Source organism: Oceanispirochaeta sp. M1 (assembly GCF_003346715.1).
Taxonomy (GTDB): Bacteria; Spirochaetota; Spirochaetia; order DSM-2461; family DSM-2461; genus Oceanispirochaeta.
The window spans coordinates 52,242-67,500 of sequence record NZ_QQPQ01000030.1 but is presented as its reverse complement, the minus strand read 5'-3'; the positions used below and the strand labels follow the sequence as shown (position 1 = coordinate 67,500).

Sequence of the window (15,259 nt, the reverse complement as noted above, 5' to 3'; positions counted from 1 at the left end):
ATAATGATAAAACTTGGTGACACAGGGGCAAACTAAGGTGCTGTTTATAGATTTAACATAAGAATATTCAGGAAAGGATTGTGGACCAAAAAAAGAGCTGCTGCAATTTTACTTTTGCAACAGCCCCCCATAAGATAATACTCAATTAGTGTAAATTATTTATTCCAGTATTCAGACCAGACAGCAACTGTTTCATCAACTGTTGCTTCACCAAGCATAAGTCTCTGCATGTACTGTTCCTGGAAGGGACCCCATGCTGCAAACTTATCGGATTCGATGGGATAGCTGATTAGGTTATATACTTCAGGATTGTTGAACATAGTATTCCATGCGTCAAATACGCCTGTGCTGAAAAAGGGATCATCGTGGAAAGAACTGTTGTATACGGGGAGTGCTCCATATGTTTTACAGAACTCGGCATTGGTTTCAGGAGAGATAAGATCTGTAATAAAATCCCAGGCTTCCTGCTTATTTTCAGAATAAGAAACAATGGAAAGACCATTAAAAGCAAAGTCCTGATAGGCCTTTCCTGTCTTTTCACCAACGGGAACAGGAACTACGGTGTATTTATCACGCCCCAGCTGCTCATCAATCATTGCAATTGCATCAGGGTCCTGAATAAGGAAGGTACCGACACCGGAGACAAATGCATTGATCTGCTCGGCGAATCCCCAGTTGATTCCATCACTGGGTACAGCTTTCTGATACATATCAACATATCTCTGCAGTCCGGCTTTAGCTTCTTCAGTATCATAGATAAATTGTCCATCAGTTGTTTTATAGAAGTTTTCAGGATCTACGTTTCCAACATTGGCAAGAGACAGTGCATCCTGAGAAACTTTCCAGGCATTGTGTTTACCACGGATAACATATCCGAATCTGTTATTGTCAGGATCTGTTACTGCAAGAGAAGCCTGATATAGATCTTCTACTGTTTTTGGAATTTCCAGATTATGTTCTTTAAGAATATCTGTTCTTACAAACATACCTTTTACAAAAAACAGCTGAGGAAGTATGTAGGCTGTATCATCAATTGTCCGTGCTGCTTTCCATGAAATAGGCATGAAGTCATCTTTAGCAGCCCAGTTCTCGATAAAAGGTTCCATGCTCGCAACCTGTTTGTTATTTACAAACTGTTTAATGGTAGCATCTCTGGACTCTATAATATCCAGTGGCTGTTTTGCATTGAGCATCATAGTCATTTTATTCTCTGCCTGCTCATAGGGAGGTGATATAAGATTAATTATAATACCGGGATTTGCAGCCTCGTACTCTTCAATTACTGTGTTTAAAAACTCAGTTCTTGTGGGAGATGTCAGCATCTCAATAAAATTCAGTTCAATAGTTGTGTCCCCACTCTCCTGTGAACCGGTAGCCATCAAAGCGAAAGGTACAATAAAAGTAAGCACCATCAGAAAAATCATTATTTTTTTCATAATTTCCTCCATCCTTTACATAAAAACGAAACGTTTCGTTTTTGAAAATATTAAACCCGTAAAATAGGATTGTCAATATAAAAGTTAATGAATTTTAAATTCCAGGTTATTCAACTGAATGATCAGAAACAGATAATCTTTCGATGAATTGTGTTTTCATTGTAATGACCTGGGGGGCTTGATTGCCGGAATCAGAAGGTTTCTCGGCAAGTCTCTGCAGCAGCAGCTGTGCCGCTTTTCTACCGATATCTTTAATTGGCTGCTCAATCGTTGTTATGGCCGGCATAAAGATTTCTGCATACTCAAGGAGGTCATAACTTATAATTGACAGCTCCGAGGGAATCTTCACCGACATCTCAGCCAGTGCTCGAAGAACACCGATACTCACATCATCACTGCAGCTGATCAGTGCCGTCATATGGTTATGATCTGTAACCAGACTTTTTGCAAATTGATAACCCGATTCCCGACTCCAATCTCCATAACAGATCAGGTTCATATCAACGGAGACACCAGCTCTTTTATGAGCCTCCAGATATCCGGAAAGCCTCATCTTACTTGTATATGTCGTTTCATTACCACAAATTATACCGATATCCCTATGACCTTTCCTGAGAAGATACTCAGTAACAAATCTGGAAGACTGCTCATTATCAACAATGATCGTATCTACATCTACCCCCTCAACCGGACGGTCAATGAGTACAATGGGATGATTTTGATCAAGGAATTCATCCAGCTCTGGATGATGATCACCCGAAGGGATGATAATAAGACCATCAACCCTTCTTTGAAGAAGAAACTTCAGTTTATCTCTTTCCAGCTGTATATCTTTATGGTAAGCACAGATAATTACACTATATCCGGCATTGGTAAGTTCTTCCTCAACCATGGCAATTATTGTTGTATCAAAATGACTTCTGAGGTTGGGAATAAGAATTCCAATTGTCATAGATTTATTTGTCTTAAGACTTCTTGCCGCTTCGTTTCTACTGTAATTCAGAACCTGCAAAGATTTTTCAATCTTGATCCGATTAGCTTCTTTTACATTTCCTCCATTTAAATACTTGGAAATAGTGGATAAAGCAAGTCCTGTATACTGAGCAATATCTTTAATTGTTGCCACATGTCACCTCAATAAAAACGAAACGTTACAACATGATTTCACAAATTGGTAAATTCAACAAGTTAATTAGATTGGAAAAGACATTATCTGTGATTTTTTAAGATTCAACCCTCCATTCTATGCGAAAACAAGGACCCGATAACCTGAAATCCTGTCAACCTTCAGCTTCACCCGCTTACCATCCTGGATAAAATCCAGGGATTCACCGGTTTCACCATCACTGACAGAAATTGTTTCTGGATGATACAGATCGACATCAATATCATAGAGAGGAATCTCATCCTCAATAATATCGATGGTATTCGTTCTTCTCTGATGGATATAGTGAATCATGGTCAGTACAGTTTCTCCAGTGGACGCTTTCCTGACGGTAGTCTCAGCTGTTGTGGGCAGATTCGTTTTAAGCAGCCTTGTATCCATCAGTTTTTCAAGTATAAAAGAGAACATGGTTCTGCAGCTTTTTGGAGCAAAGTTCTGATAGCATTCAAAAAGAGGACTGGCAAAATAGACAGTATTCCCATATTGAAGAAGCTCAGGAGCATCATTTTCGGAAGGGAGCTGAGGCGGAGTCTGCAGGTGAGAACAAAAATGCTTCCATTCCCTGTTGAAATAAGGCGGAGTAATGCTGGCAAGGACTTCTACACCCCTCCCTGCCTCAACAAGGCTTCCTCCCATATACTGTACATGATCAGTATCCTGTAAGGACTCTTTCAACTCATTACCGGGGCGGACATAATAGGGCTTGTTAGGATGCTGACCCATATAATTGAGGGGCATCAGTTCATTCAGATTCCATCGGCCCTCTTCATCCAGTCCACTTTCGTTTGAAAGAATGATAATACCACCGTTCCCGGAGAATACAAGGAGTTTGGACTTCAGGGCATCATCTACAATGATTCCATCTGCCAGGATCAGAACTTTATAGAGAGAAAAGTCAGATTCTGCATCCAGCACAGCATACTGATACTGCATCTGAGCAAGCATCTTCATTGCCCCGGTTTCACTGTCCAGCTCTGTACCGACGCTGCTCAGCTCCTTCTGTCTATTTGAGAGCAGAATACCGACCTCATCTATTGCAGTGGAGGGCACAAGCCACTTTTCGACCTCTTTGACACGGTTATATGTATTGCCTATCAGCTCGTATGTAGGGCTGTCCAGTTTGCCCCGGGGAGGAAGCTGATCACCGATTGAGGCTGCGACTCCGAGACTCATCATCCGTATGACCTCAAAGTCCAGGGCTGCCTGGTTTTTAAGTCCTCCAAAGTCACCCCACATCTTCTGGAATTTGCCGGTATGTCCAAGAAGGGCATGATCAAACTGATTGAAGTAACGTCCATAGAGAGGGAAATGATCGTATCCCCAGGGGCCGGAAGGTAGGGATTCAAGAATATTGACACCCATCAGGGGAACTTCGGGTCGGGAGCCCTCTTCCACACAACCCGTGAGTCTGAGGCGGCTGTTGAAAAATAGAGGTACTTCCGGAAACTCCTGTGACATACCTTCGTTGATAAAAACCATGAACTCCCTGGCGGATTCATAGGAATAACGGGTCCGGTCTTCTACTGATTCAGGGTTCATCCCCTTCTCTGTCATACCCTTACGGCACCAGGAACAGGCGCAGGGCTCATGGTTGAAAAGGATATCCAGAAAAAGATAATCCATATCGGGGTGACGTCTTGTCACTTCCAGAGATTGTTTTAATACATAATGACGATAGGGAGAGTTCCAGCAGACGAATTGCCAGCCGGCTCCAAAGGGACCCAGGGCTTCAGAAGAAAGAGAATCCATTTTCATCAATCTTCCATCGCCACGCTGACAAAGCCATTCGGGATGGTTAGATGCCGCAAGTTCATCCCAGCAGATGGTTGTATACACAGAAGGTACGATACCGACCTTCTGCAGGGCTCTATACTGTTCACCCAGAAGATCTTCTACCTGAGTATTAGGATGTGGAGTTCCCACTTCCGTCGGATAATAGCAATAACCGTGGTGTCCCCTGGAAAATAGACAGACACCCTGAACACCGGCCTTCTTAAAAACGGATGCGAATTCTTCTGGATTAAACTCCGATGCAATTCCTGGAATATCTCCATTTGTATGAAAGTCCAGGTGTATTTCTCTATTGGGTAATTGAGGTATTTTCATAATTTATACTCCTTATTCAGTAATGCGTGGTGAGCTGAAAAAACAGCCTGCCCTTATCATTTTTTGAAATCAGCCTTTTATGGCTCCGGCGGTCATACCCTTCTGCACCCGTTCACTGAAAATCAGGTAGATACAAATCATTGGGAGTACAGCCAGAATAATTGAGGCAAAAATAGGTCCCATTCGCATGGTTCTGTCTCCAACGAAATAGAGCATAGCAAGGGATATGGTGAATTTTACAGGCTTACTCAAAAAGATTACTGCAAATATAAGTTCATTGTATACAAAGAGATAAGAGATAATAGCCGCTGTAGCTATCCCGGGTTTCGCCAGAGGCAGGATAATCTGAAACAGTATTCTTACCGGACCGCAACCGTCAATTGTGGCGGCTTCATCAAGTTCTCTGCTGATGCCGCGCATAAAGCCTGTTATGATAAATATTGTTACGGGCAGCTGGAAGGCAGTATAGATCAGCATGAGTGTGAAGAAGCTGTTCGATCCCAGCCAGGGGGTAGTTGATACTGTTTTAGCCAATGGAATAAGAGTTGAGTGTATTGGCAGCATTATCCCCAGGATAAACAGTACATAAATATAATTCAGTATTTTGTAACGAAAACGGGCCAGGGTGTAAGCGGCCATGGAGCCTACTGCTACAAGCATCACAGTTGTAATGGATGTTACAAAAAGTGAGTTGAATATAGCCCTGTCCATCCGGGCACCAGTTATGGCATCTATATAATTCTGATAACGAAAGACTGTTGGCGGAGCAAACATATTGCCGAATATTTCATCATTATTCTTAAGAGAGGAGAACAGGGTTGTAATAAAGGGATACAGCGTCAGAACAGACCATAAAATTGAAAAAACAGTAGGTAGTATATTATCTTTTTTAATCTTTACCATAATCTACATCTCCTCCTGTACTAGTAATTTATTGAGAAGAAGACTGATCAGCAGACCCGCCACCAGAATAAAGACACCGATTGCATTGCCCGTTCCGAAGTTTCTGTATTTAAAAGCCTCATTGTAGAGTAGAGTCGCCGGAGTTTCAGTAGCCCTTGCAGGCCCTCCCCCTGTCATTATAAATACAAGGTCAAAGTGTCTCAGACAGCCTGTAATACACATGATAGAAAAGATCTTGATGGATTCTTTCATCAGAGGCAAAGTGATATGAATAATTCTTTGAAAACTGTTGGCACCGTCTATTTTGGCAGATTCAAAAAGTGAATCGGGTATAGCTACAAGACCAGCTGCAAAAATCAGCATATTGAAACCTGCATAGACCCATTCATTTACCAGGACAACAGAAATTATAGCTATATCCGGATCTCCCAGCCAGTTCTTGATAAGACTGCCAAGTCCCATTAATTCAAGGAGGGAGTTAAGGAGACCGCCGTTAGGCTGTAGTATATAGACCCACATCAGACCTACAGCAGTCATAGGTAGAATAACGGGTATAAAAAAGGAAGTTTTATAAAATCTTGTTCCTTTGATATTTTTCGTAATAATCAGAGCCAGTATAAATGAGAGAGGCATCAGTACAATAAATCCACCGGCAATAAACCAGAGAACATTGACAAGAGAATGCCAGAAAGCGGGATTGGAGAAAATCCGCTGATAGTTTTTCAGTCCTACAAAAACCATAGGAACATTCGCTATGCCCTTCCATTTGAAAAACGACATATAAATGGACTGACATATAGGTATCAGCAGAAACGTAGCATATATAATCAGAGCCGGGGCCAGAAAAATGGCCACCCAGTGGTAATCTTTTTTAATGGTCATTTAAAATCCTTGATATCATTCTGCCCGAAATAAAGGGCAAAAAAAACCGGGGACGATTCAAGTCCCCGGTATAAAACTCTTTATTCGTTTGCTTTGATTTCAGCCATTATCTGGGCTGCAGTATCAGAAGGAGTCTTTCCGATAAACAGTCCCTGAAGAGCAGTTCTACAGGTATCCAGCATGGAAGACAGATTGTCATATGTCTGAATATCATCCCGGAACTCAGAAGCATTGGCAATTGCGGCAGCATGAGAGATAGTCACGGTGTCTACAACAGAGGCATCAGATTTAAATACTGCGGGATAAACTCCGCCTTTATTTCTGATTTGAAGTACTTTGAAAAAATCGGGATTGCTGACAGTTTTTACAAACTCTACAGCAGCTGCATTATGTCTTTCATCTGTATCAACAATGGACCATCCGCCTCCGGCTCCGCCCTGGAAAGAGTTGGCGTTTGCATTATTGACAGCAGGAAAAGGAAAGGCTTTGATCTTAGTTGCAATTTCTGACTTGGCTGCATTTCCACAATACCAGCTGCCGTCCATATGCATGGCAGACTCTTCGTTTTGAAACATGGCCTGCTCCATATTGTAATCAACAGTTACTGCATCTTTTCCAAAATAACCTTTTTCAAAGTATTCCTGGATTTTTGTATAAAGTGCGACCATTTTGGGATCGTCATAACTCATATTCCTATCTGCCAGGTCTTTTACACCCTGTGAACCGAAGCTCTTCATAACCAGGTTATTCAAAAAATGTCCGGCTCTCCATACATCTTTTTCACCGAGTGCCAGTGGAACATAACCTGCGGCAAGCAGTTTATCACAGACCATTTCAAACTCACCCAGTGTTGACGGAACAGAAACACCGACTTTGTTGAAGATTTCTTCATTATAGAAAATGGTTACTGCATAGAACTCTGCAGGGATACCGAATGTACCGGGGAACTGATCGTACTGCCATTTATCGAACAGAGGAAGGTAGGAATCTCTCCAGGCAGGATCAGCATCAAGAGCAGGCTGCAGATCCATGAGAAGACCGCTTTCTACATAGTCTACGATTCTGGAACCGCCGTACTCATAGAATACATTAGGATATTCACCGATGGCAAATTGAGTTCTGAGTTTATCCAGATAAGATGCCTCATCATTGATATGTTCACCTTCAATTATGATGCCGTTATCCGCAGAATTAATCTCTTCAATCACTTCTCTGAAATAGATAGAGGTAGGCATTTCATCAGACCATCTGGAGAGAACACGTATAGAGACATCTTCATCTTCAGAAACAGTTTCCTGTCCACCGGCTGCAAATAATACAACAGGAAGAACCAGGGCAAATAATAAAATACTCAGTTTTTTCATTTAAATAACTCCTTTTTTGACTCGATCCGGAAAGGGATTCTTTTTGTATTTCCCTAAGAGGATAGATCATGATAAGCCCCGGATTTACGTTGACACCATGGATTATTCTTTGAGAAATTATTAAAAAAATTAGATATATCCGTTATCAGCGGTTAATTTTATCTGGAAGATTTAATCTGAGAGGGCGAGTAGCCCAGATATTTCTTAAAACATCTGCTCATGTAATAAGGATCATTGTAACCCACCCGGTCAGCCAGTTCCTGCAGAGTACAGCACTCCTTTTTTAATATTGCCTCCGCGGCATTAAGTCTGCAGAGATTGATTTCATCTACCAGTTTTCGACCCGTCTCTTTTTTATATTTTGAGCTGAGATAAGTGGGGTTTATTCCTATAAAATCGGCAATCAACTCTATACTCAAATTCATATCCTTATAGTTTTCTTCGATAAAACTGAGAACCTGCTGTACTGATTTAGAATAAACGATGGGTCCGGATATTTCTTTTTTGGTGCTTCTCAGGACTTCAAGAAGCTCATCCTTATTTACAGGCTTCAATAGATAGCAGCAGACACCTGAACGTATGGCAGAACGGGCATATTCAAAATCGTCATAGCCGGAGAGAATCACAAGACGAACTTTCTTCTCCAGTTCCTGAACCTTTTCTGCCATTTCCAATCCGCTCATAAAAGGCATATTGATATCGATGACGGCCAGATCCGGATCATGCTCTTCAATCAATTCCAGACCGCGTACACCGTCTTCAGCTTCTCCACAGATTGTATATCCCTCAGCATCCCAATCAACAACATGTTTGAGTCTCTCTCTTACAAGGTACTCATCATCTATAAGTAAAACTTTAAGTTTCAATTTTATATTCCTTCTGTTTTTAGAGATGATAATTTTATTCGGACAAGTGTTCCTCCGCCCTCATTATTCTCCATTGTTATACCACTGTCCTGCCCAAAATACAGTTTGAGACGTTCATTGGTTGTTTTCGTACCAAAACCAAAAAAATCCTTATCAGGGATTTTAGTCTTATCCAGGCCGACACCGTTATCACTAAGTTCCAGAATAAAAGTATCCCCCGAAAGATGTCCATTCAAATTGATCTTCCAGGGAGGCCGTGTATTTTTCAATCCATGATAAACAGCATTTTCAATCAAAGGCTGAAGAGTCATTTTAATGATCTGTCTCACCAGTAGAGAATCATCAATATCCACTGTGTATTCAATCTTTCCGCTATAACGGACATTCAGAATGTTGACATAATGTTCTGTTATTTTAAGCTCATCTTTAAGAGTAATTGCACTGGAGCCTTCAGAGAGGATTCCCCTGTAAAACCGTGAGAGCTCATTTACCAGCATCTGAGCATCATCCTTGCGATCCAAATCAATCAACCCGCATACACTTTCAAGAGCATTGTAAAGGAAATGCGGATTTATCTGTGCCTGCAGCAGAGAGAGTTCATACTTTCTCAGCATTTTCTGCTCTTCCACCAGACGTTTCATCATGGACTGCTGTTTGTCCAGCATCTCATTATATTCCCGGGCAAGAGCCCCTATCTCATCATCTGAGTTCACCTGTGCCCTTATACTCAGATCATGCCCGGATTCAGAAATAGAGTTTTGAAGTGAGAGAATCGGCCTGGTCAGAGATTTTGACAGGCTATTGGCTATCAGAAGTGAAAGAACAAGTGAAAATAATCCTGCTAAAAAAATCTGACCCGTTATCATTCTGATTTCATGCTGCAGACTGCGCATTGGAATTTCACTGATAATATACCAGTCTAGAGGGCTATAGTAGTTATTAACAGTCAGAAAAGACTCTCCTTCCCTCTTATAGACCTTGCCGCTGCCTTGATGTTCCAGAGTGACTTCAAACAGAGAACTATCGCTTATATCACTGAATAATCGAGATTTATCCTGAGACGACACAATCATTCCCTCAGCATTACTGATAATAATGGTTCCCCTGTCCGATCTCATTATATTCTCATACAGAGACGCTATGTACTCTTCGTCGATAACTGATTCAATAATGGCACTCAATCTGCCATGTGATGCCATATACAATCTTCTATAAAGTCTGAGGCCATTGATATCTTCATCATAAATCCTATAAATATTTTTACTTATGTCCTTCCAGGAGATATATTTACCATCAGTAAATGAGGCAAAAACTGAATCACGTTCCTGCCGATCAGGTGTGGTATATTTCTGAAAGCCTCTGGAATAGAATGCTCTGTCATCTTCCATTGAATAGATAGCCATACCACTGAGAATGTCTGAGTTATCCACTAAGCGAGCCAATGTCAGATTGATCCCCATAAGGACAGCATGAGATTCAGACTGATCCATCTTATCAGGATTTTTAGCAAGACTGCTTTGGATAATATTATTGGCAATTGCCAGCTTGGTCATGGAGTTTGCATGGGTAAGAGATGAATCAAGTTTTTCAGAGAACTGATTGAGGACACCCAGATTATCTACAATTGATTTTTCAATCAGAATATGGTTTGACATAATATTGGCAAATAGGGATATCAGAAATATACCAAGAAGTGTTGTCAGAAAAAAGGCGGAAGTTATTTTTGTCCTGATGGATAGAGATTTCCAGAATCCGATGATATCTATCATAGAAAAACATGTTATCAGCAAGAAGGACAGAAAGCAATCAAAGCTTTGTTACCTCAGATCTGTAAATAGTCGGTGAAATACCAACTTGACTCTGAAAGCTTTTGTGAAAATGAGATCTATCCCAGTAACCACAGTGCTCGGCGATCTCCTCCATAGAAAGATCAGACTGTCTGAGAAGATTGGCAGCCCTGCTGACCCGCAGGCTACGCAAATAACGTTGGGGAGTTTTACCTGTTTCTCTCATAAAGACTCTGCTCAATGTATCTTCAGAATATCCTGCCAGGGCAGCAAGTACGGGATTAGAACAGTCTTCATCCAGGTGTTCCTCCAGCCAGAGAAACAGATTTGATAAGGGATTAAAATGGCTCTGTTTATACAATGATTCGGGGAGCTGTCTCAGCGCATATGTGATCAGTTCCTGAAAAAGAAGCCGTCCAGGAAAACTTTTATATCCATTAAGACTAATATTTTTAAGTTGTGAAAATTCAAAATGTCCCGGCACTATGGGCCATATTCCCTGGGGCATTTTACTGAATTCTGCGGGAAGCCTGAAATGAACATATAGATGCTCCACCTCTCCCCTGCATTTCGGTCTGTAGGCAGTCATTGCCGAGATGAGATACAAATACTCAGGTTGCAGCTCTATAGTCTCATTTTGAAAAGCGAGGGAGGCTCCTGCATTACTGTTCCAATAGAGCTTCCATAAAGGACGGATATGCTCTTCCGACTCCCAATAGGATGTAATATTTACAAGATCGATAGTTTCAATACGGGGCGATTCAAAGGGGTCTTGAAAATTCATGCGGTAATTTTACACATATTTATCGATTCTATCCATATCTAAGTGAATATTAAAGAGTTATATACATAAGGAACAGAATAAAAACAAAATCAGGACAGTAAATATCGTCCTGACAGGAGGAACAATGAGTAACCAGAATAATATACAGAAATGGAAAGACAGACATTTCGGGATGTTTATCCATTATGGATTATACTCACTACCCGCAGGTGTTTGGAAAGGTGAAAAAATCACATACGGTTATAGCGAGCAGATCCTCTCCCATGCCGCAATCGACAAAAATGAATATGATGCCCTGATGAATGATTTCACTGCGGAAAACTTCGATGCCCGGGCCATAACAAGCTTGGCAAAAGCCGCAGGGATGAACTATCTGGTAATTACGACAAAACATCATGACGGCTTTTGCCTGTTTAAAACAGAAACTACAGAATACAACAGCTTTAAAAGTGCAGCCAAAAGAGATCTTGTTGCCGAACTGGCCGATGCCTGCCAGAAAGAAGGCATTGGTCTGGGTCTTTATTTTTCATGGATAGACTGGGATTCTCCAGCAGCCCTGTCCTTCTCTGATCATAACTCCGATACAATCCCCGAGGCTCATCAGCAATTAAATATTGCTCAACTGACAGAGCTTTTGAGTAATTACGGTCCTATCTGTGAAATGTGGTTTGATATGGGTAAACCCACTGTGGACCAGAGCCGTCAGCTGGCAGACCTGGTAAGGGAGCTGCAGCCCGAAGCCATGATCAACGGTCGTATATGGAATAATCAGGATGATTTCATTGTTCTGGCAGATAACGAGATTCCGGAGTTCAGCATGAACAGGCCCTGGCAGACACCTGCCTCAATCTACCATGAAACATGGGGTTACAGAGAGTGGCAGCTGCGTGAAAATCTTGATGATAAAATCAGAGAACAAATTAGAAATCTTGCAACGATTTCTGCCCTTGGTGGAAACCACCTCCTTAATATAGGTCCCATGGGGGATGGTTCAATTGTCCCCTTCGAAGATGAGGTACTCAGAGGAATCGGTTCCTGGATTAATGTAAACAGGGAAGCAGTTTTTGATGTTGAACCTGGTTTCTGGGAGAATGAATACTGGGGCTACTCAACTCTTAAGGGAAACAGTATTTATCTTCAAATTCATAGTATTCCTGAATCTGGAAAAATAGAGCTGAAAAACCTTAAAACTGCCCCACTCTCAGCCTCTCTGCTTTCAAACAATAAAGAATTGACGATTATTGAGGAAGAAGGAAATTTCTCTCTTGTCCTGAAAGGACTGGATAAATCTGATCATCTCCCTGTTATCAAACTGGATTTCAGCAGGACACCGGAGCTTGATCTATCACATCATATTTCAGCCGGACAGAAACTGAAAACTGAAGGTAGAAAAGACTGGAGTTACCAGGGTGAAGATTATTACAGTTACAAACCCTGTATAGAGAGTCAATCCTGGACTGTTGTTCCCGATGCCGATGGACAACTCAGGATTGATATGACATGTCTGGCCGGTCAAAAAATAGAAATATCACTGAAGGGTTCTGAAGATCAGAACGGGAAGATTCAGGGAGTGGATGAAGAACTTTTTATAAATGCCGCCCTTAGGGTGGAAAGTTAAACCTGCTGGCCTGACAAATCTATGCTGTCAGGCTCATGCTTTAACGAGCGTCCACATGGCCACGAAAGTGATATCATATACGATATCACTTTTAAGAACATACACATAACCACGATTATGATATCACATACGATATCACTTCTGGCCGCAGTTCATTCATAGAACAACTGGACATATTCCACATGCTCACCGATAATATTCTCTCAAGAGGAGCTGTCATGAAAAAAATAATTCAGAATACATTGCTCGGTTCAGATATTCAGGACATTCTGATTGATGGAACTAAGATCTCCGGTATCGGAGCAGGTCTGGTTTCTTCTCATCCTGAGGCACAAATTATTGATGGAAAAGATACCGCCGCTTTCCCATCTCTCATCAATGGACACACCCACTCTCCCATGACTCTGCTCCGGGGAGCCGGTGATGACCTTGGCCTGCACGAATGGCTGACAGAATGCATGTGGCCCCTTGAAGACAAGTATACTGATGAGGAATTCTACTGGGGCAACAGAATGGCCCTGATGGAGATGGTCCGGACTGGAACAGGATTTTTCAATGAGATGTATTTCAATCCTCACCTTGCATTGAAGGCTCTTGAGGAAACACCCTTAAAAGCAAGAATCAACTTTCCCATTATGGACGGTATGAATCCCGAAGTAGGAAAGAAGCAATGGAAAGATTGTGAACGATTTTTTGAGGAAACAACTGCCCCTCAGGGGGTACAGCTGGGGATGGTTCTCCACTCTGTATATACAGACAGCAGGGAATCCATTGAATGGGTCAGAAACTTTGCTGCAGATAAAAATCTTCCTATTCATATCCATTTATCTGAAACAGAAAAAGAGGTACAGGACTGCATGGAGGCTCATGAAGGGCTGAGTCCTGTGGAATATCTCCATCAGCTGGGAGTACTTTCCCAACGGGTTGTCGCTGCTCATACAGTACATTTGTCTGAGACTGATATTGAAATCCTCTCGGATACAGGCGTGAATGTCGTCCATAATCCCGGTTCTAATATGAAACTCGCATCCGGAGTGTTTCCATACAAAGCGCTGAGGGATAAAAAAATCCCCATACTCCTGGGTACTGACGGGGCTGCCTCAAACAACAATCTGGATATGTTGGAAGAAATGAAACTGGCTGCCCTTCTGCAGAAGGTGCATACAGGAGATCCGACACTGATGTCAGCTGAAGAAATTTTTGAAATTGCCACTAAAAAGGGTGCTGAGATTTTCAATACAGGGGGAGGTGTCATCGAGCTTGGCAAGGAGGCCGATATAATTCTGATGGACCTGAAATCTCCTGCTCTGTTCCCGGCATGGAATCTCATATCCTCTATGGTCTACAGTGCTTCAGGAATGGATGTTAAGACTCATATTTCATCGGGAAATGTACTGATGGAGGATTATAAGATCCCCGGTTACGAAAGGGTTCTCGAGGAAGCCGGCCGCTGCTTTGACAGACTGAGATCTTAAGACAAAAAAAAGACTGTTCCCCTCTATAAGATTGGAACAGTCTTTATTATTATTAATGGATTATCTGATGGATGCAGCCGTCCTGAGGGACAGCTCAGTTCAGACTTTTATTATCATTTTCCCTGGCCGTAGTGATTTTTTGCAAAATCCTGCATGGCGAGAATGTCTTCTTCTGAAATTAACTTGGGTGTACCGATGGCACGGGCCATATAGTAGATCTGAGCTGTTTTTTCTACAACAAAGATATTTTTCATGGCACCGGGAAAATCAGCTCCCACAACAACGGTTCCGTGGTTGGGGATCATCACTGCGTTTCTCTCACCAAGACCTTTGACTACATTCTCAGCCAGTTCCGGAGTTCCGGGCAGAGCATAATCACAGTTAATAATTTTGTCTCCGATGATCTGAACAAAGTCTTCACTTATACCGGGGAGATCTTCACCCAGTACACCGAATACACTGGAATGTATGGGGTGAGTATGAATAACTACATTCACGTCCTTACGGGCATTCATTATGGCAATATGGAAATTGAACTCAATTGAGGGTTTTCTGTGACCTTCAACAACTTCAAAATCGGAGTTCATAACAACTACATCATCTTCTGTGATGTCGGGATAAGGCATTCCGCTGGGTTTAATATAAATCAGGCCGGTTTCAGTATCACGGGCACTGATGTTTCCCCAGGTACCGACGGTCAACCCCTGCTCAAACATATTCATTCCGGCATCAACTATGGCTTTTTTAAGCTCTTTGGAAATCTTGGACAATTTATTGCTCCTTCATATATACATATATAGCATTCAATTTATTACTTAATTCAGGATTCTGATGTCCTGCTCTCTCTATATACAATTATTCTTTAAACAGTAG

General features: G+C 41.8%; 12 protein-coding genes. 2 read left to right on the top strand and 10 right to left on the bottom strand.

Annotated elements, in window-relative coordinates:
- Nucleotides 1–155: 155 nt before the first annotated feature.
- The 9 genes from DV872_RS18830 to DV872_RS18790 all read right to left on the bottom strand — a co-directional run bounded on the left by DV872_RS18830 (nucleotide 156) and on the right by DV872_RS18790 (nucleotide 11,293).
- Nucleotides 156–1,436, bottom strand: a complete 1,281-nt coding sequence (locus DV872_RS18830; protein ID WP_158547057.1) for a sugar ABC transporter substrate-binding protein — start codon at nucleotides 1,434–1,436, stop codon at nucleotides 156–158.
- Nucleotides 1,437–1,542: 106 nt separating this feature from the next.
- Nucleotides 1,543–2,562 (bottom strand): LacI family DNA-binding transcriptional regulator, encoded by a 1,020-nt coding sequence (locus tag DV872_RS18825; protein ID WP_114631504.1) that lies wholly within the window; start codon nucleotides 2,560–2,562, stop codon nucleotides 1,543–1,545.
- Between the two features lie 117 nt (nucleotides 2,563–2,679).
- Entirely contained in the window at nucleotides 2,680–4,707 is a 2,028-nt protein-coding gene (locus DV872_RS18820) for an alpha-amylase family protein (protein WP_114631503.1), read from the bottom strand.
- 69 nt (nucleotides 4,708–4,776) lie between these two features.
- Nucleotides 4,777–5,610: a carbohydrate ABC transporter permease gene (locus DV872_RS18815; RefSeq protein ID WP_114631502.1), complete on the bottom strand. Its 834-nt coding sequence runs from the start codon at nucleotides 5,608–5,610 to the stop codon at nucleotides 4,777–4,779.
- A gap of 3 nt (nucleotides 5,611–5,613) precedes the next feature.
- Nucleotides 5,614–6,492, bottom strand: coding sequence for a carbohydrate ABC transporter permease (locus DV872_RS18810; RefSeq protein WP_114631501.1), 879 nt, complete (start codon nucleotides 6,490–6,492; stop codon nucleotides 5,614–5,616).
- An 80-nt stretch (nucleotides 6,493–6,572) separates the two neighbouring features.
- The gene (locus DV872_RS18805; RefSeq protein ID WP_114631500.1) at nucleotides 6,573–7,856 is read right to left on the bottom strand and encodes an ABC transporter substrate-binding protein; all 1,284 of its coding nucleotides are present in this window, start codon (nucleotides 7,854–7,856) and stop codon (nucleotides 6,573–6,575) included.
- 158 nt (nucleotides 7,857–8,014) lie between these two features.
- On the bottom strand, nucleotides 8,015–8,722 hold the full coding sequence (locus DV872_RS18800; RefSeq protein WP_114631499.1) for a response regulator: 708 nt from the start codon (nucleotides 8,720–8,722) through the stop codon (nucleotides 8,015–8,017).
- Between the two features lie 2 nt (nucleotides 8,723–8,724).
- On the bottom strand, nucleotides 8,725–10,491 hold the full coding sequence (locus tag DV872_RS18795; protein ID WP_114631498.1) for a sensor histidine kinase: 1,767 nt from the start codon (nucleotides 10,489–10,491) through the stop codon (nucleotides 8,725–8,727).
- Nucleotides 10,492–10,528: 37 nt separating this feature from the next.
- Nucleotides 10,529–11,293, bottom strand: coding sequence for a helix-turn-helix domain-containing protein (locus DV872_RS18790; protein ID WP_114631497.1), 765 nt, complete (start codon nucleotides 11,291–11,293; stop codon nucleotides 10,529–10,531).
- A gap of 124 nt (nucleotides 11,294–11,417) precedes the next feature.
- On the opposite strand from DV872_RS18790, the gene DV872_RS18785 reads away from it, so the two are divergent.
- Both DV872_RS18785 and DV872_RS18780 read left to right on the top strand, forming a co-directional pair.
- Entirely contained in the window at nucleotides 11,418–12,911 is a 1,494-nt protein-coding gene (locus DV872_RS18785) for an alpha-L-fucosidase (protein ID WP_114631496.1), read from the top strand.
- A gap of 218 nt (nucleotides 12,912–13,129) precedes the next feature.
- The gene (locus DV872_RS18780; RefSeq protein ID WP_158547056.1) at nucleotides 13,130–14,386 is read left to right on the top strand and encodes an amidohydrolase family protein; all 1,257 of its coding nucleotides are present in this window, start codon (nucleotides 13,130–13,132) and stop codon (nucleotides 14,384–14,386) included.
- A 113-nt stretch (nucleotides 14,387–14,499) separates the two neighbouring features.
- Here the strand turns inward: DV872_RS18780 and DV872_RS18775 are convergent, their stop codons facing one another.
- The gene (locus tag DV872_RS18775; RefSeq protein ID WP_114631494.1) at nucleotides 14,500–15,156 is read right to left on the bottom strand and encodes a class II aldolase/adducin family protein; all 657 of its coding nucleotides are present in this window, start codon (nucleotides 15,154–15,156) and stop codon (nucleotides 14,500–14,502) included.
- Between the last annotated feature and the right edge of the window lie 103 nt (nucleotides 15,157–15,259).